Origin of the sequence: Streptomyces sp. ICC1 (genome assembly GCF_003287935.1) — a bacterium.
Lineage (GTDB): Bacteria > Actinomycetota > Actinomycetes > Streptomycetales > Streptomycetaceae > Streptomyces > Streptomyces tritrimontium.
This window is the reverse complement of record NZ_CP030287.1, coordinates 6,696,001-6,713,875: the sequence shown is the minus strand read 5'-3', so window position 1 is coordinate 6,713,875 and position 17,875 is coordinate 6,696,001. Positions and strand designations below refer to the sequence as shown.

Sequence of the window (17,875 nt, the reverse complement as noted above, 5' to 3'; positions counted from 1 at the left end):
GGCAACCGGGCCGCCCTGGAGATCCCGGACGGCAAACTGGCGGACGGCGCGAGCTACCGCTGGTCCGTACGGGCCTGTGACAGCGTCGGGTGCTCGCCCTGGTCGGCGGAGCAGAGCCTGACCGTCCGCCTCCAGCCGATGCCGCCCATGCCTGCCACGCAGTCCCTGGTCATCAAGGGCACCGCGCTCACGGGCGTGACGACGGCCACCGACTGTGACGCGCCCGGCTGCGCCACGCCGCCGAACGGTCAGCTCCGGGTCGGCGCCGCTGACGGCCACCTGTGGGCCACCCATCTGAAGGCGGACCTCACCGCGCTGCCGAAGGGGGCGCGCGTCACCTCCGCCAAGCTGTCGCTGATCCGCGCCAACTGCACCGCGCCGTGTGAGGCGCAGAAGCCGGAGGCGTTCGAGCTGTCCACGCCGTGGACCGCGGCGCAGAGCGGCAAGGACCTCCTCACGGCCGCGGGCACCGAAAGCTACGTCTCGGACCTCGCGCTGTCCGAGGTCGACTTCGGCATGCTGGTGCAGTCCTGGCTCGACCGCGGCGGCAACGAGGGACTGGCCCTCACCGCCCCCGGCACGGTGGCCGGAGCCTCGTACCACTCGGGTACGGCGGCGGACACCGCCCTGCGTCCCCAGCTGACGGTCGAGTACCTGCCGCCGACCGCTCCCGGCGTGGTCGGCGACATCGCCACCACCCCGGGTGACACCGGCCTGCTCGCCACCTGGAACCCCCCGCTCGACAGCGGGGCGACCGGTGACGTCACGTACGTGGCCAAGGCCGAGAAGAGCGACGGCACGGTGGTGGGCAGCTGGGAGGGCACGGCGCTGCGCGCCGTCTTCTCCGGGCTGAACAACGCGACCTCCCACCGGGTCTCGGTGACGGCGAAGAATGCCGTCGGCAGCGGCCCGGTGTCCCGTTCCGCACTGGCTCAGGGCGTCTCCGTGGCCGGTGGGACCACGCCGTACAAGGACTACGTCCAGGCCTACTTGACCGCCCGCAACAAGGTCACCACGGGGGTCAGTGCCACCACGGCCGAGGCGGCGGCCGAGTCCGCGCACGGCGCGGTCTTCGGAGCGGTCCTCGACGTGCAGGAAGCCTCCCTCATCGGGGGGCTCGTGGCGCTGGGAACGCAAAGCCAGTCGTACGTGGGTGCCAGTTCAGCTCTGACGGACACCATGGTCGCCCCGGGCGGAACCGACCGCGTGCTGGTTCGAAGCACTGTGATCCAGACGATGACCCTGCGGGTCAACGGCGTCGACGAGGTGTCGGAGGACCGGCGGGCCAAGCGGTTCGTGTTCAACGTCTCGGGCGGGACCGTGAGGCTCGAGAGCGAATCCGACGACAGCGAGGCGGGGCAGAAGCTGTCCCCCACGGCTGCGGCGGGAACCCAGGTGGCCGCCACACCGGCCGACACCACGGGCATGCCGACCGGTGACGCGGAGACCATCCTCTTGGGCGCGGACGGGTTCCCCGTGCCGGGCTCCTCCCCGGCCGGCGCCCTCACGGCCGCCTACGTCAACGGTTCGGGTACCGGAAGCTGGGCCTGGAACAACGCCGGCAAGATCCCGAGGGACTACGGCAGAAACGACTGCACCAACTTCGTGTCGAAGGCCCTCTACAACGGTGGCGGCATGAAGATGCGCCACTATGCCTACTGGCAGGACCGCGCCTGGTGGCGGAACACCTCCTGGACGTCGTGGAAGAAGAACAGCCACACCTGGTCAGGGGCCCAGAACCTGTTCCAGCACCTGTTCAGCTACCGCCAGCCCGGCTACGTCAACCGGGCGTACAATCTTCGCCCTGGAGACATCCTGTTCTTCACCTGGAAGAAGGACAACGGTGTGTACAACCACGCGGCGGTCGTGACCGGCAACAACCAGGGCGTCGTCAGTGTTGCCCAGCACGGCTACAGCGCCCACGACACGCTCCAGGGGATCATGGCTCGGAACAGCACCGGCCCCAATCCGATCGTCGAGGTCGGCGCGCTCCGGCCGAGGTCTCGATGAGGCCAGGACCGGCCTTGCGGGCCGTGGCCCTCTCCGCGATGGCCGTCGGCATGCTGACCGCCTGCTCCTCGGCCTACGATGCCGAAGACGTGGCGTACGCCGGTGACTACGGCAGCCACCCGCCGCTCGCCGTGGTCGGATACCCGTCCACGGGATCCTTGGGCATCACCCAGCAGGTGGTGTGGCGCATCGCCGACGGCAAGGTCGGCGAGCTGGCGTCGCTGGTGGCCGACAAGGAGGACGAGGGCGTCCCCGAGAAGACCGCCGAGAACTGGATCGCGGCATTCGGCAAGGGAGCCCGGGGCAAGGTGACCGCGGAGTTCTACGACGAGGGCTCGCTCCGGCAGGAGGTCGTGCTCTACCTGCACGAGACCGGCCAGATCAAGCAGATCCAGGTCCGGGCCACCAGTGTGGACGGCAAGGACGTCTGGCGCGTGACCATGGGTGAGCCCGCCCCCGAGGAGGCCACCGCCGTGCACCCGTGGGTGCCGAAGAAGCCCGGCGAACTCGGCTCGAAGACCGCACGGTGAGCTGATCCGGACGCGTCCCGGCAAGGGGCGTCGCCCGCGTGGGAAACCACGTGGGCGGCGCCCCTTCGTGGCATCGTTGACCGCGCGGCGCAGGGACTCACGGGCCTGGGCCGCCAACACCCAGCGGGGGCCGGGGGCGAAGACCTGGCGGAACCCGGTGCAGAACAGGGCACCCCCGGCAACGATCGTCGTCACCCATGCCGGGGCGTGCAGGCCTGCCTCCACCACCGTCACGGACGCACTGGCCAGTGCGCCGAGTTCGATCGCGCGGTGCGCGCGCCGCGCGGCGTCACCGCGGCGCTGATGGAACGCCAGTTCTTGTTCGGCCAAGGCCGGCAGCGGGTCGGGGGCGGAGGCCCAGGCATCTGCGTCCGGCGGGGTCTGTCTGCGCATGCCGAGCATCATCGTCACCGCCGTAGGACGGTGTCAGCCGATCCGCCCGACCTGTACGGCGGGGGCCGAACACCACCGCCCCGGCCGGGCGCGCGTCCGGACCTGACCGTCGCTGCGCGAAGACCGCCGCCCGTACGCGTGACAACCATGCGCATGCCAACTCAGCGACGCCATATCCTCTGCCTGTGACCAAGAACCGCGGGCAGACGGGAAAGCCCGGCCCCGACGGGCTACCGCACCATCAAGAGTTCCTCGACGGTACGGATTGGGCGTCCCTGGCCACTGCGTGCGGGACGGGCGAATCCCTGCCGGCGGCATTGGCACGCTTCCTCGACCCCGATCCGGCCGTCAGGGAAGACGCCGCGAAGAACGTGCTCGAAGAAGTGACCCACCAGAACACCTTCTACGAGGCCACCGTGCCCGTGGCACTCTACGTCGCGGCCATCCTCAACCAACCGGACATCACAGCGGGTGACTTCGACCCCGACTCCGCTGTGCCGACGCGTCGCCCGACTCTCGTGAGGCTGCTGGCCTGGCTCAGCGCCACCGCCTACGATGCGGACGACGAGTGCGTCGCCCTCGGCGAGCGTCACTACGGCGATCAGTTCCTCCTCGAGTACGAGGAGATGCGAGCGTTCCGGAACCTGCGGCCGGCGCTCTTCTCCGCCGTCCAGCCCTTCCTCGGCCACGAGAGCGCAGACGCACGCGATGCAGCCCTCGTCGCCGCCATCCCCCTCGCAGAGCACCCCCTTCTCGCCGAGCAGCGGGGCGAGCTGGTCGATCACGCCCGCCGCCTGCTGGCCACCAGCACTGATCGCCACAACCGGGACCGAGTCCTGGACGCGCTGAAGGCATGGGGTCACGAAACCGGCGATCTGGAGAACGTAGCCGACGTTGCGGCCCGCGAGCGTTACGCCCGGCTCAGGGCCGAACGCGCTTCCCGGGGAGGCGAATGGGCCCCAGGTGAATACAGCGAAGCCCCGCCGTACTGACTCGGCGACCCGCAGTGCCCCCCGCCATCCGCTGATCGCCGAGCACGCCGGCTTCGTGGAGCTCACACCGGAGTCCCGGTGCGGAGGTGGGCGAAGGCGATGTCCCGGACGCGTACGACCGCTTCCGGCGCGAGCGCTGCCAGTACCGCCAGGGCGTGGTGCCAGTCGGTGTCGGCGCCCTCCAGTGACTGCCGCGCGAACCTGGAAGCCGCCTCCTTGTCCGCGGGAGTGTGCGGCGAGGCGGCCAGGGCGAGGGCGAGGGCGCGGACCACGTGGGTGAACCGGTCGGGATCCGCGGGGTACTGGGAAGGGGGCACCCGGGCCGGTGCACGGGCGAGGTGGCCCGCGACGGCCGCGAACGCGGCTGACCGGTGCTCCGGAGCCCGCAGCCGGTCGGCTGTCCGCCAGGCCTCGGAGGTGTCGCCCCGCAGCGCGTGGACCACCGCGAGCCCGGCCGCCGGAAAGCGTTCCGGGTGGCGGGCCCGCATGGTCCGGTCCAGCCAGTCCAGCTGGGGGGCCGGGTCCGTCCCGGATCCGATCCGCAGCAGGGCGTGCACGAGGACGGTTTCCTCCCGCCAGGTCTGCGGCGGCTCGGTCGTGTAGGCGAGGGCTCCGCGGATCGCGTCGTGGAGGCGCTCCAGGCAGGGTTCCTCCGATACGGATACGGCCGCGGCCGCAGCTGCGGCGGGCAGGAGCTCGGCGAGGTCGGCCAGGCGGGAGCCGGCCGATCCGCGCGGCGGCCGCCATGAGGCGAGCAGGCGCTCCCGCTCCTCGTCGACCAGGCCCGCGGCAAGGGCCGGATCGTGAGCGGCGACCCCTGTGGCGACGGCGGTGCGCGCCTCCCGGGCCTCGCTGCGCCCCATGCCCTTCCGTCCACGCCTCCAGGGCTCTGCCTCCTCGAAGAGCTCCACCGCGGCGTCGCCCTCCCCTGCCCAGGCCAGCGCTTGCGCAGCGGAGGCCCACGCGCGGGAGGCCCGATAGGCCGTGGCGTAGTCATCGGCCGTGCCCAGGGCGGCCCGCGCTGCCCGAGCCGCCTCGTGGGCATGCCTCCGCGCGTCCGTCCCGCGCCCCGAATCCCCGTACGCCAGCGACACGGCGGCGAGGGCCAGTGCGCCTTCGGCGGGAGGCGTCAGTCCGGCGGCGAGTTCGTCGGCGTCCGCGTGGCGGCCGACCCGTACGAGTGCGCCCGCCAGTGCGGGCAGCCAGGAGATCGCGGGCGGACTGCTCGCCTCGGGACCGGAAGCCCCGCGCAGCACGGTGAGGGCCTCGTCCAGACGGTGCTTCGCCTCGTGGACCCGGCCCAGTTCCGCCAGCCGAAAGGCGTCACGCGCCAGTTTCTCCGCCACCCACCACCCGGACGACCCGGAGTCCTCGAAGCCGGCACGGCCGACGGCTTCGTCACCTGAACCCGTCCCGCCCGCGGTCGCCGCGTCACCACCGAAGGGGGTGGCGTCGGACGAAGTCAGGCAGGCACGGAAGTGCTCGGGCAGCACGTCGTAAAGCCGTTGCCTCTGGTCCGTCGGAACTCCGGTGTCGGCGAGCGCCCTCATGAGCCTCTCGAATGTCCTTCCGAAGGAGAGGTAGGCATAAGGGAGGTCCGCCGTCGACCCCGATCCGGCCCGGCCGACCATCGACCGGAGGTATTGGCCGCCCGTCCGGGCGAGGGCCGCGGCCTCTTCCGGGCGGGCAACCGCCAGGGCCGAAGCCGCGAGCGCCAGGACGTCGATGTTCTCGAGCGTCGGCGCACCGGCCCACACGGCCCGGGCATGGCCGAGGATGCCGTCGTGGATCCGGTCCGCACGCTCCGGGGCAGCGGCCGCCAGGATCGCCCAGAACTGGACCGGGGCGGCCCGGTCTTCACCGAGGCGGGAGCCGTAGTCGAAGCGGGTGCAATAGCCGGTGCCGTGGCCGTGGCCGTCCGCCAGGTCCGCCAGGTCCTCTGCCTGTTCCTCCATGCCGTCGAGGAGTTCCGTCGCCGGCGCCGGGTGGTCCGGTCGCAGGAGGCGGACCGCCTCCGCCCGTGCTTCGTACTGCTCCGTGCCCACTCCCCGCGTCGCGCGGAGCAGTTCCACACCGGCTTCCACCTGCCGTGTCGCGATCAGGGCGACAGCTGCTCGGGCAGCGGCCGCCGACTCCGTCCCGTCGAGGTCTCCGCCCGGGGAACGGGTCTGTCGGCCTGCCGCACGTGCCCACGTCGCAGCCTCCCGTGCGGTCTCCGGGGCCCGTTCGTGTCCGGTGCCCGCCAGTACCCGGGCCACGTCGGCCAGTGCCGCCGCCTTGGCGGAGGCGAAGGGGGACGCGAGGGCCAGCGATCTTGCCCGGCGGGCGTCTCCGAGCCGGGCGAGCGCACGGGACATGGAGGGCGGCAGGGTCCCGGAGTGCCGGAGGAGGAGCTCCCGCGATACGGCGGCGCCCGCCCGTAGGGAGAGGCTGCGCGGGGTGTCGTCCGTGGCGGCGGCCGCGGCCAGGTCGAGGTCCGAGAGCGCGAGGTCCATGCCGGAGCGGTCGACGAGCCGGAGCTGGCGCCGCGGGTCGAGGACGAGGGCCGCCGGCCGCTTGGGGTCCGCCCCGTGCTGGGCCAGGCGGGTGTACCCGGTCAGGAGGTAGTCCGGCGTCTCCTCCGGCCAGCCCTTGTCCCGGTAGCCGTCGGCCCAGGCGTGCAGCCTGGCCTCGTAGCCGGCGAGTTCGGCGTCCCCGAGGGCGTGCACGGCCGCGCGGCGCAGCTCCTCGTGCGCGAGTACGTACGTACGCAGACCGGGGTCGGCGCCCCCGCGCCCGGCCCCGCCGCCGCGGCCGTTCCATCCCGCTCCGCGGCGCCCTACGGGGCCCCTGCGTGAGGCCGGACACGGAGTTCGACACCACCCCGCCGGTCACCGGGGCTCCGCGCGCGGCCGCGGCGGCGACCGCCCGCGCCGTGGAAGCGCTCGACCGCGAAGGGCGGGTCGCGCTCGCCGGCCCCTGGGGCGCGGGCAAGACCACCGTCCTCGAGGACGTCCTGCGGACCCCGCCCGAACCCCGCGCCTCGAGCGCCGGCGGGGCTGGACATCGGGTCGGGGACGGCCCCCGCGGGGACGGGGGCGTCACGGGGCGCCCGGAGGGAGGAAGGGGAGGCCCGAGGGGGCTCCGGTCTCGATCAGGCGGAGCAGGGCGTCCGTGTCCGCGTGCTCCTCGACCAGGTCGCCGAGCAGGTCCAGCTGCTCCTCCCGCAGGGTGGCGAAGGAGGTGTCCGGCGCGGGCACGAACCGGCGGCCGGCCGCGGCGGCGACCTCGCGCAGGAACGCCCGGCGGAAGCCGTCCGACTCCAGCGAGCCGTGCCAGTGCGTGCCCCACACCGAACCGACCCGGCACCCGTCCAGGAAGGGGGTCCCGCCCAGGACCTCGGCGACCCCGTGGTGGATCTCGTACCCCTCCACGGGCTCGCCCAGCGCCGAGCCGACCGGCCGCGCCAGGGTCTTCTCCCGCTCGAAGCGCACGCGTACGGGCAGCAGGCCGAGCCCCGGCACGGAGCCGGCCTTCGACTCGACCTCGTCCTCGATGTGCTCGCCGAGCACCTGGAACCCGCCGCAGATGCCCAGCACCGGCCGCCCCTCCGCGGCCCGCCGGGCCAGCGCGTCCGCCAGCCCGCGCTCGCGCAGCCAGGCGAGGGCCTTCACCGTGCCCCGGGTGCCCGGCACGACGACGAGGTCCGCGTCGACCAGTTCCTCGGCGCGGTCCACGAACCGCACGACCACTCCCGGCTCCGCCGCGAGCGCGTCGACGTCCGTGAAGTTCGACATCAGCGGCACCGCGCACACCGCGACCCGCAGCACGTCCTCGCCCACGGGCGGGGCGACCACGGATTCCCGTACCGCGCCCCGCAGAGAGACCCGCAGGCCGTCCTCCTCGTCGATGCCCAGCCCGTGCTGGAAGGGCAGCACCCCGTACGTCGCCCGCCCGGTCAGGCCCCGCAGCATCTCCATGCCCGGTTCCAGCAGGGTGACGTCGCCGCGGAACTTGTTGACCATGTACCCCGCGATCAGCGACTGGTCCTCGGGCGACAGCAGCGCGGTCGTGCCGAAGAACGACGCGAAGACCCCGCCGCGGTCGATGTCGCCGACCACGACCACAGGGAACCGCGCGGCCCGCGCGATGCCCATGTTCACGATGTCGGTCCGGCGCAGGTTGATCTCGGCCGGGCTGCCCGCCCCCTCGCAGATCACGGCGTCATACGTGCCCCGCAACTGCTCCAGGCAGTCCGTGACGATGCCGAGCAGCTGCTCCTGGCGCCCCCCGTGGTAGCCGCGGGCGCTCATCTCGCCCACCGGCTTGCCCAGCAGCACCACCTGGCTGCTGCGGTCGCTGCCGGGCTTGAGCAGTACCGGGTTCATCAGCGCGGTCGGCTCCACGCGGGCGGCCTGGGCCTGCATGGCCTGCGCGCGCCCGATCTCGGCGCCCTCCCTCGTCACGAAGGAGTTCAGCGACATGTTCTGCGCCTTGAAGGGGGCCACCTTCACCCCGCTGCGCGCCAGCCAGCGGCAGATGCCCGCCGTGACCACGCTCTTGCCCGCGTCGGACGTCGTACCGGCGACGAGGAGCCCCCCGCCGCGCTTCGCGCCGCTCATGCGCGCCCCTTTCCTGTACGGGAGATGCCGGCGGCCAGGGTCCGGGCGGCCACACAGGCCCCCAGCGCCACCCACGTCACCTGGCGCGACAGCCGCACCGCGCGTTCGATGTCCGCGACCTCCACGGGCCGCCCGGTCCCGCCGTTCAGCACGGCCCGGTGTTCTACCCGGCCCGCGTACGCCAGGGTCCCGCCCAGCCGTACGCCGAGCGCCCCGGCGAAGGAGGACTCCACGGGCCCGGCGTTCGGGCTCGGGTGCTTGGCCGCGTCCGCGCGCCAGGCCCGTACGGCTCCCCGCCGGTCGGGACCGGCCAGGACGGCGGCCAGCGCCGTCAGCCGGGCGCCCGGCCAGCCCGCGACGTCGTCGAGCCGGGCCGAGGCCCAGCCGTAGCGCAGGTGGCGGGGCGACTTGTGGCCGACCATCGCGTCCAGGGTGTTCACGGCGCGGAAGGCCAGCAGCCCGGGGACGCCGGCGACGGCGCCCCACACCAGGGCCCCGACCACCGCGTCGGAGGTGTTCTCGGCGACCGACTCGACGACCGCGCGGGCCATCTGCTGCTCGTCCAGGGCCTGCGGGTCGCGTCCGCACAGGTGGGGCAGCCGGGCCCGGGCCGCCTCGGTGTTCCCGGCGGCGAGCGCGCCGCCGATGGCGCGGGCCTCCCGGCCCAGCGAGGTGCCGCCCACGACGGCCCAGGTGGCGGCGGCGGTGAGGGCGACGCGGGCGGCGGCGGGCCGGGAGCGCACGGCGCGGGCGCCCAGCGCGCCGATCGCGGCCGCGCCCCCGGCGCACACCAGGGTGTGCAGGGCGCCCCGCGCGCGGTCGTCGCGCCACAGGGCGCGTTCGACCGCGGCGGCGGGTCGTCCGAAGGCGGCCACGGGATGCCCTCGGCGCGGATCCCCGAGGATCCGGTCGCCGATCAGGCCGGCCGTGGCGCCGTACGCGAAGACGCGGTCGGCACGCATGGTGGCAGGTATGTCCTCACTCAGGGTCCGCGCCCTGGTTCGACGTGTCCGGCGGCGAGAGTTCCTGGCTCCCGGTCGCGCTCGGCCCGAGGCCCGAGTGCTCCGGTGACAGTGGCGGGACCGCGCCGGATTCGCACCGGACTTCCTCTCCATGCCGCCGTGATGGCTCGGGCAGTCCACCACGCAGCGCGAATGCCCGTCAACTCGCCGTTGACCTGCGGCGGGGCGGCGGGGGAAGCGGCGCCGGGCACGTGAAAGCTCCCCCCGGGACGAACCCGGAGGGAGCCTTCACACGAACCTTGACGTGAACCTTCACACGAACCTGCACACGTACCTGACCACGAACCCGCACACCGGCCTTCGCAGGCCGTGCCCGGTGCCTCAGGCGACGATCAGGTAGATCCCGTAGGCCACGGCCGCCGCGCAGAGCGCGAAGCAGGCGTACGCACCGCTGCGGGCCAGGGTGGCGGCGCCTCCCTGCTCGGTGGCGGCCTCGTGCTTGGAGAGCCCCATCAGACCCAGGGTGAACAGGGTCACGAGGGCGACGGTGGCGGAGAGGCTGACTCCGAAGACGGAGCCGAGTGCTTCCCAGTCGATCTTCATACCGCTGAATCCTCTGTCGTTCTCGGGGTCAGAGCGCCGCGGCCGGGGCCGCGGGGGTCGTCGTCGCGGCCGGGATGGTGGCCTTGAGTTCCTCGTCCGTCACCGCGGCGGTGCTGCCGGCGGTGGCGGCGGCGGTCGGCGGGACGGTGACCGCCGCGATCGCGGTGGTGACGACGCCCGCCTCCTCGGCGCCGGCGGGCGACACCTCGTTGACGTTGGTGTGGTCGACGACCTGGCGGCGGGAGATGAACCAGATGGCGACGCAGGAGCCGACCAGGAAGACCGTGACGGCGGCGACGCCGATGTCCCCGGCCCGCATGACCAGCTCGGCACCGGCCGCGACCAGCGCGGCGGCCGGCAGGGTCAGGCCCCAGGCCATGAACATCCGGGAGGCGGTGGACCAGCGGACCACGCCGCCCTTGCGCCCCAGACCCGAGCCCATGACGGCGCCGGAGCAGGCGTGGGTGGTGGAGAGGGAGAAGCCGAGCGAGGAGGAGGCCAGGATGACGCTGGCGGCCGAGGTCTGGGCGGCGAAGCCCTGCTGCGGCTGCAGGTCGGTCAGGCCGCTGCCCATGGTGCGGATGATGCGCCAGCCGCCCAGGTAGGTGCCCATCGCGATGGCCAGGCCGGCGGAGACGATGACCCACACCGGCGGGTTGGAGCCGGGGGCGATGGCGCCGCCGGCGACGAGCGCCAGGGTGATGATGCCCATCGTCTTCTGCGCGTCGTTGGTGCCGTGCGCGAGCGAGACGAGACCGGCGGAAGCGATCTGCCCGGAGCGGTAGCCCTTGGCCGAGGTCTTCTCGCCCATGCCCTTGCCGACCTTGTACGTGACCTTCGTGGCCAGGTACGCGGCCATGCCGGCGACGAGCGGAGCGGCGATCGCGGGGATCAGCACCTTGGTGACGACGACGCTGCCGTTGACCGCTCCCATGCCGGCGGAGGCGACCGCTGCGCCGATCAGGCCGCCCATCAGGGCGTGGGAGGAACTGGAGGGCAGTCCGACCAGCCAGGTGACGAGGTTCCAGAGGATCGCGCCGACCAGTGCGGCGAAGATGACCTCCGGCTGGATGCCTTCCTCGTTGACGAGTCCCTTGGAGATCGTCTTGGCGACCTCCACGGACATGAACGCGCCGACGAGGTTGAGCACGGCGGACATGGCCACCGCGGTCTTGGGCTTGAGGGCGCCGGTCGAGATGGTGGTGGCCATCGCGTTGGCCGTGTCGTGAAAACCGTTCGTGAAATCGAACACGAGAGCGGTGATGATCACGATCCCGAGGAGAAGCGTTATGTGCTCCATTTACCCAGGCTTCTGTTTGACGTCAGTGGTTCGTGGACCGTAGGCAACCTGGATGAACGGAAGGTGAACTGGCAGGGGCGGCGCGGTGTATCACTCCGACACCGGATCGGGACCTTCGTCCCGGTATCGGAGTTGATATGTCGATTAACGCATGTCACGGCAGGGTGCCCGCACTCCCGCCGGTGGGACTTCCGGTACGCCGCCCCGTGCGGGCGGGGCTCCGGAAGAGACCCAGATCACGCCCCCGGGCCGTCCCGAGGGGCTCCGGCCCGGCCGCCTCCGGATCGTCGCGCGCGGATGCGCGGGGAGCGGCCGGCGCCGCGCGCGTCCTCGGCCGGAACGATCTCCTCCGGTGGCCCGCCGCCGCATCCGCCTCGACACTGGAGCGGTGCGCACCGCTACAGCGACGGCAGCGGCCGTCACCACGACCTTGCTCGGCGCCGGCGCGGCAGCCCTCACCGCCGCCGCCCTGGCGGGCCGCTGCGCCGCCGACGCGGCCCTGCGGACCGAGCCGGGCCGCCCGCTCCCCGGCAGCCCCCTGCTCAGCGTCCACTCCACCGCCGCCGGACGGGTCGAGCTGACCCGCTCCCTGACCTCCCTGCGCCCCGGCACCTACGGGCTCACCGGGCCCGGGGTGCACGCCGTGGTCGGGCCCGTCCTCCCGGACGCTCCGCACGGGCCCGACACCGTGGTGCGCCGGCTCGTCGCCGTCACCCACGGCAGCCTCGACCCCGGCACCCGCGTCACCCTCACCCCCCAGGTCCACCTGGGGAACCCCGGCTCCGCCCTCGGGCTGGACCACGCCGACGTGGACGTCCCCGGCGAGCTCGGGGCACTGCCCGCCTGGTTCGTCCCCGCGGCCCGGGACACCTGGGTGATCACCGTCCACGGGCTCGGCGCCACCCGGGAGCACCCGATGGTGGTCATGCCCTTCCTCCACCGCCACCGGCTGCCCGTCCTGGACCTCGCCTACCGCGGAGACCTCGGCGCCCCCGCCTCCCCGGACGGCCTCGGCCACCTCGGCGAGTCCGAATGGCGCGACCTCGACGCGGCCATCCGCTACGCCCTGCGCTACGGAGCCCGCCGCGTCGTCCTGCACGGCTGGTCCACCGGCGCCACCATGGCCCTGCACGCGGCCGAGCGCTCGGCGCTGGCCTCTCGGATCGCCGGGCTGGTCCTCGACTCGCCCGTGCTGGACTGGCACGCCACCCTGCGCGCGCTGGCCGCCGCGCGCCGCACCCCGGCCCCGCTGCTCCCCTTCGCCGTCAAGGCCGCGGAGGGGCGCGCGGGCCTGCGCGCCGACCGCCGGGCCCCGGGCGCGGATCCGGCCGCGCTGAAGATCCCCGTGCTGGTCTTCCACGGCCCCGACGACGCGCTCGCCCCCTGGGAGCCCTCCCGCCGGCTCGCCGCCGCCCGCCCCGACCTGGTGACCCTGCGGACCGTTCCCGGAGCCGCGCACGGGGCGATGTGGAACGCCGACCCGGCCGGATACGAGGAGGCCCTGCGCCGCTTCCTGACCCCTCTCATGTAGGGCGCCGTACGCGCACCGGGTGACGGACCGTCCGGCAACCGCCCGGCAACCGCCCGGCAACGTCCGTCAAACGACCGGAGCGGGTGGGTCGCAGGGGGCGTGATGGGTGGTTTGTTGCGGTCTGTCCACCCGGCCTCTTGTGGCAATGGCCGGTTCCGTTTGGGCTTTCGGCCGGTGACGGGCGAGACTGCTCACGTGACGTCCCGAAAGCCTGATGAGCAGTTGGCTCGCGACTCCAGACTCCGCCTCGTCTCACCGCGGTCCGTTGTCACGGCCCGCAAGGCGGTGACCGACCGGCGAACCCGGACCACCCCCAGGCCTCCGGCGGGTACCCCCGCCACGGCCGACCTCGCGAACAGGGCCCGCGCCTCGCTCGCCGACGCCGTACGGCTCGCCCGCTGGGCCGAGCTCAACCTCGGCGCCGGAGACGGCGGCAGGCCCGCCCCGACGGGCGCACTGCCCGCCGACGACGTCGAACGCGCCGCCGCACAGCTGCGCCTGACGCCGGGCCAGATCCGGGTCGGCTGGGACCGCGCCCGGCTCTCGGGGCTGGTCGAGGTGCACGGCGGCCATGCCCGCCCCGGCTGGCGCCTGCGCGCCTGGGACCGGGACGACACCGCCGTGCTGCGCGGCTGGGTCGCCCTCTTCGACGCCTGGTCGCTGGTCCACCCCGCCCCCGCCGACATCGCCCCCGCGGCCGTCGCCGAGGTCGTCGAGGCCATGCCCCAGCTGCTCTCCCTGCTCCAGCTCTCGGCCGGTCCCGTGACCGTCCCCGACCTGCTGGACCTGCTCGGGCAGCGTGTCGACGAACTGCGCGACGAGCGGTGCGAAGTCCCGTACGAGGCCACCGCGAACCCGGCGGCCGCCGGCGGGGCCGATCCGGGGCAGGCCGACCCCGCGCCGGCCGACTCCGTGCCTGCCGACTCCGTGCCTGCCGACCCCGCGCCGGCCGCGCCCCCCGTGCCGCTCGCCCGGCTGCTGCGCTGGGCGCTCGGCGGACTCGCCGCCGTCGACGCCGTCACCCTCGGCCCCGCCCGGGCCGCGCTCACCCCGCTCGGGAGCTGGGCCGTCTGGGTCAAGCTGGAGCAGATCTGCGTCGCCGCGCAGAGCCCGGCCGGGAACATCGAGCAGTCCGCCGCCGCCATGCTCCACGGCTGCGCCCGGCTCACCCCGGGCCCGGCCCGCGCCGAGTACCAGGCCTGGCTGGCCGCCCGGCCCGTCGGCCACGCCGTCTCCGAGCTGCTGCACGCGGCCCGCGGCGAGGACGCCCTGCTGCGCGGGCTCGCCTTCGAGGCGCTGCGCGTGGTGGGGGCCCCCGCCGAGCCCGACGTCCGCGCGGCCACCCGCGAGCCGACGCTGCGCCCCTACGCCCTGCTCTGGCTCGCCGTGCACGACGGCGTCGACCCCGACGAGGCGCAGGACGTGCTCACCGCCGAGGAGCAGACCTGGCTCTGGGTGGACACGGCGGCGGCCATCGCCGACCACGGCGAGGCCGACCTGCTCGCCCGCCACCTCGACTCGGCCGTGCGGACCACGGTCCCGCGGCTGCTGGACGAGGTCCGGGCGGTCGGCCATCCCCGCACCGTGCAGGTGCTGGTCGCGCTGGCGGCCGCGCACCCCGACCCGGCCCTGGCCAAAGCCGTCCGCCGGGCCGCCTTCCAGGTGCACACCGGCGGCGCGTAGCGCCCGGGGGAGACGTACGGGCGTGCGCGCCGCGGGTCAGACCTGCGGCGCGTACGTACCGAAGCTCCACACGTTGCCCCCGGCGTCACGGGCCATGTAGTCCCGCGAGCCGTAGTCCTGGTCGGCCGGCTCCATCAGGATCTCCACGCCGTGCTCGACGGCCCGCCGGTGGTGGGCGTCCACGTCGTCGACGACGACGTAGACCCCGGCCGGGCCCGCCGCCTCCATGGCCTTGTCGAAGGCGCCGCCGCGGCCCTTGCTGCCGAGCATGACCATGCCGTTCCCGTAGGACAGCTCCGCGTGCGTCACGGACCCGTCCTCCCCTTCGTACGCCGCGACCTGGGTGAAGCCGAAGGCCTCGGTCAGCTGCTGGATGGCGGCCTTGGCGTCGGTGTAGAGCAGTGTCGGACAGATGGACGGAACGCCTGCCATGGCGATCACTCCCTCGTGAGCCGTGCGTGGACGGAGATCCGCGTCACAGCATGGCAGGCGCCGGGGGAAGTCAGCGGAAGGTGTTGCACTGGGCCATGTCGCCCGTGCGGTAGCCCTGGTAGAACCACTGCTGGCGCTGCTCGGCGCTGCCGTGCGTCCAGGACTCCGGGGTCACCCGGCCCTGGAACTTCTCCTGGATCCGGTCGTCGCCCACCGCGGCGGCCGCGTCCAGGCCGTCCTTGATGTCCTGGTCGGTCAGGCTGGTGATCAGCGGCTTGCCGGTGGACTCGTCCGGGGTCTTCGTCGCGTTGTGCGCCCACACCCCGGCGTAGCAGTCGGCCTGCAGCTCGACGCGTACGGCGTTGCTGTTCGCGCCCTGCCGGCCGTCCTGGGCCTTCTGCAGGGTGCCCGTCAGGTTCTGGATGTGGTGCCCGTACTCGTGGGCCACCACGTACGCCTGGGCGAAGGGGCCGCCGCTCGCGCCGAACTTGGTGCGCAGCTCGTTGAAGAAGCCGAGGTCCAGATAGACCTGCCGGTCGCCGGGGCAGTAGAACGGGCCGACCGCGGAGGTGGCCGCGCCGCAGGCGGTGCCCACCTTCCCGGTGAAGAACACGGTCTGGGCCGGGCTGTACTGGGCGCCGCGGCGGGCGAACTCCTGCTTCCAGAAGTCCTGGGTGCTGTTGATCACCGCCACCAGCCGGCAGTCCTCGCGCGCGTTCGCGTCCTGCCCGGTCTTGCAGGTCTGCTGCACCTGGGCCGCGGAATTCGAGCTCGACGCGGGCTCCGGACTTCCGTCGGACAGGCCCAGCTGCTCGGGACCCACCCCGAAGAGCAGGCCCATGACGAGGGCGATGAAACCCACGATGCCGCCGCCGATCGTGGCCCGCCCGCCCGGGATGCGGCTGCCGCGCACATCCTTGACCTCGGAAGTGTCCAGATTGGCGTTGTCGTCGAACTGCATCCCGCACCGCCCTCCAATCGTGAGGCAAGGGGGCTCGTGTCCGCGTCCGCCCCTGCGGCGAGTATCAACCCGTTCATCCTGATACGCCCTTCGGCCGGGCGGCGCGGCCCCTGGGCCGAACGGGGGACACGGGGCGGGGCGGACGGCCCGGAAAGTAGTTGCGCAGCCCCGGTAGAATGACTCCCATGGCAAATCTCCTCGCGGATTAGCGGCGTCGAAGCATCGCGTCCTGCCCCCCTTCCGCCGTCCCGACCCGCCCTGGAGTATTTCCGTGATCACCGCCACCGGCATCGAGCTGCGCGCCGGCGCCCGCATCCTCATCGAGAACGCTTCCTTCCGCATCGCCAAGGGCGACCGGATCGGCCTCGTCGGCCGCAACGGAGCCGGCAAGACCACCCTCACCAAGTGCCTCGCGGGCGAGGGAACGCCGGCCGGCGGCAGCATCGCCCGCTCGGGCGAGGTCGGCTACCTCCCGCAGGACCCCCGCACCGGCGACCTCGACGTCCTGGCCAGCGACCGGATCCTCTCCGCGCGCGGCCTCGACGTCCTGCTCAAGAAGATGCGGATGAACGAGGAGCGCATCTCCTCCGGCGCCGGCGCCACCCGCGAGAAGGCGCTGCGCCAGTACGAGCGCCAGGAGACCGAGTTCCTCACCAAGGGCGGTTACGCCGCCGAGTCCGAGGCCGCGACCATCTCGGCCGCCCTCGGCCTGCCCGACCGGGTGCTCGGCCAGCCGCTGCACACCCTCTCCGGCGGTCAGCGCCGCCGCGTCGAGCTCGCCCGGATCCTCTTCTCGGACGCCGACACCCTGCTCCTCGACGAGCCGACCAACCACCTCGACGCCGACTCGATCGTGTGGCTGCGCGACTACCTGAAGAACTACCGCGGCGGCTTCATCGTGATCTCCCACGACGTCGACCTGGTCGAGACGGTCGTCAACAAGGTCTTCTACCTGGACGCCAACCGCGCCCAGATCGACGTCTACAACATGGGCTGGAAGCTCTACCAGCAGCAGCGCGAGGCCGACGAGAAGCGCCGCAAGCGCGAGCGCCAGAACGCGGAGAAGAAGGCCGCGGCGCTGAACTCGCAGGCCGACAAGATGCGCGCCAAGGCCACCAAGACGGTCGCCGCGCAGAACATGGCCAAGCGCGCCGACCGGCTGCTCGCCGGCCTGGACGCCGTCCGGGTCTCCGACAAGGTCGCCAAGCTGCGCTTCCCGGACCCGGCGCCCTGCGGCAAGACCCCGCTGACCGCCGAGGGCCTGTCGAAGTCCTACGGCTCGCTGGAGATCTTCACCGACGTCGACCTGGCCATCGACAAGGGCTCCCGCGTCGTCATCCTCGGCCTCAACGGCGCCGGCAAGACCACGCTGCTGCGCCTGCTCTCGGGCACCGAGAAGCCCGACACCGGCACGGTCGTCCCCGGCCACGGCCTCAAGCTCGGCTACTACGCCCAGGAGCACGAGACCCTGGACCCGGAGCGGAGCGTCCTGGAGAACATGCGCTCCTCGGCGCCGGACCTGGACCTGGTCGCCGTACGCAAGACGCTCGGCTCCTTCCTCTTCTCCGGCGACGACGTGGACAAGCCGGCCGGCGTCCTGTCCGGCGGCGAGAAGACCCGCCTCGCCCTGGCCACCCTGGTCGTCTCCTCGGCGAACGTGCTGCTGCTCGACGAGCCCACGAACAACCTCGACCCGGCGAGCCGCGAGGAGATCCTGGGCGCGCTGCGGACGTACAAGGGCGCCGTCATCCTCGTCACGCACGACGAGGGCGCCGTCGAGGCGCTGGAGCCGGAGCGGATCATCTTGCTCCCGGACGGCGTCGAGGACCTGTGGGGCCCGGACTACCGGGACCTCGTGTCGCTCGCCTGAGCCGCTC

Annotated in this window: 13 protein-coding genes and 1 riboswitch; of the genes, 6 read left to right on the top strand and 7 right to left on the bottom strand. The window is 73.3% G+C overall.

Features of this window, described 5'->3' with window-relative positions; genetic code table 11:
* The first annotated feature begins 138 nt into the window (after nucleotides 1-138).
* The 3 genes from DRB96_RS45220 (at nucleotide 139) to DRB96_RS31460 (ending at nucleotide 3,925) form a co-directional block, all read left to right on the top strand.
* Complete coding sequence (locus DRB96_RS45220) at nucleotides 139-2,010, top strand: amidase domain-containing protein (RefSeq protein ID WP_343234708.1); 1,872 nt, start codon at nucleotides 139-141, stop codon at nucleotides 2,008-2,010.
* A 14-nt stretch (nucleotides 2,011-2,024) separates the two neighbouring features.
* Nucleotides 2,025-2,540, top strand: coding sequence for a hypothetical protein (locus DRB96_RS31465; protein ID WP_112451516.1), 516 nt, complete (start codon nucleotides 2,025-2,027; stop codon nucleotides 2,538-2,540).
* Between the two features lie 578 nt (nucleotides 2,541-3,118).
* Nucleotides 3,119-3,925 (top strand): hypothetical protein, encoded by an 807-nt coding sequence (locus DRB96_RS31460; protein WP_204357859.1) that lies wholly within the window; start codon nucleotides 3,119-3,121, stop codon nucleotides 3,923-3,925.
* Nucleotides 3,926-3,987: 62 nt separating this feature from the next.
* Here DRB96_RS31460 and DRB96_RS31455 read toward each other — a convergent pair whose 3' ends face one another.
* The 5 genes from DRB96_RS31455 to DRB96_RS31435 form a co-directional block, all read right to left on the bottom strand.
* On the bottom strand, nucleotides 3,988-6,633 hold the full coding sequence (locus DRB96_RS31455) for a hypothetical protein (protein WP_112451515.1): 2,646 nt from the start codon (nucleotides 6,631-6,633) through the stop codon (nucleotides 3,988-3,990).
* Nucleotides 6,634-7,005: 372 nt separating this feature from the next.
* Complete coding sequence (locus DRB96_RS31450; RefSeq protein WP_112451514.1) at nucleotides 7,006-8,526, bottom strand: cobyric acid synthase; 1,521 nt, start codon at nucleotides 8,524-8,526, stop codon at nucleotides 7,006-7,008.
* Entirely contained in the window at nucleotides 8,523-9,488 is a 966-nt protein-coding gene (locus tag DRB96_RS31445; RefSeq protein ID WP_112451513.1) for a cobalamin biosynthesis protein, read from the bottom strand. The genes DRB96_RS31450 and DRB96_RS31445 overlap by 4 nt, the downstream gene beginning before the upstream one ends.
* 58 nt (nucleotides 9,489-9,546) lie before the next feature.
* A riboswitch (cobalamin riboswitch) is annotated at nucleotides 9,547-9,637 on the bottom strand.
* 232 nt (nucleotides 9,638-9,869) lie between these two features.
* The gene (locus DRB96_RS31440; protein WP_112451512.1) at nucleotides 9,870-10,091 is read right to left on the bottom strand and encodes a hypothetical protein; all 222 of its coding nucleotides are present in this window, start codon (nucleotides 10,089-10,091) and stop codon (nucleotides 9,870-9,872) included.
* Between the two features lie 28 nt (nucleotides 10,092-10,119).
* Nucleotides 10,120-11,391 (bottom strand): inorganic phosphate transporter, encoded by a 1,272-nt coding sequence (locus DRB96_RS31435; RefSeq protein ID WP_112451511.1) that lies wholly within the window; start codon nucleotides 11,389-11,391, stop codon nucleotides 10,120-10,122.
* A 388-nt stretch (nucleotides 11,392-11,779) separates the two neighbouring features.
* On the opposite strand from DRB96_RS31435, the gene DRB96_RS31430 reads away from it, so the two are divergent.
* Together DRB96_RS31430 and DRB96_RS31425 are read left to right on the top strand one after the other, a co-directional pair.
* Entirely contained in the window at nucleotides 11,780-12,922 is a 1,143-nt protein-coding gene (locus DRB96_RS31430) for an alpha/beta fold hydrolase (RefSeq protein WP_112453926.1), read from the top strand.
* 285 nt (nucleotides 12,923-13,207) lie between these two features.
* Nucleotides 13,208-14,605 carry a hypothetical protein gene (locus DRB96_RS31425; protein ID WP_112453924.1) on the top strand — a complete coding sequence of 466 codons (1,398 nt, stop codon included), beginning with the start codon at nucleotides 13,208-13,210 and terminating at the stop codon, nucleotides 14,603-14,605.
* 36 nt (nucleotides 14,606-14,641) lie between these two features.
* On the opposite strand, the gene DRB96_RS31420 is transcribed toward DRB96_RS31425, so the two are convergent.
* Nucleotides 14,642-15,037 carry a VOC family protein gene (locus DRB96_RS31420; RefSeq protein ID WP_112453922.1) on the bottom strand — a complete coding sequence of 132 codons (396 nt, stop codon included), beginning with the start codon at nucleotides 15,035-15,037 and terminating at the stop codon, nucleotides 14,642-14,644.
* 70 nt (nucleotides 15,038-15,107) lie between these two features.
* On the bottom strand, nucleotides 15,108-15,998 hold the full coding sequence (locus tag DRB96_RS31415; RefSeq protein ID WP_112451510.1) for a neutral zinc metallopeptidase: 891 nt from the start codon (nucleotides 15,996-15,998) through the stop codon (nucleotides 15,108-15,110).
* A gap of 271 nt (nucleotides 15,999-16,269) precedes the next feature.
* On the opposite strand from DRB96_RS31415, the gene DRB96_RS31410 reads away from it, so the two are divergent.
* Nucleotides 16,270-17,868 (top strand): ABC-F family ATP-binding cassette domain-containing protein, encoded by a 1,599-nt coding sequence (locus DRB96_RS31410; protein ID WP_112451509.1) that lies wholly within the window; start codon nucleotides 16,270-16,272, stop codon nucleotides 17,866-17,868.
* Nucleotides 17,869-17,875: the final 7 nt, after the last annotated feature.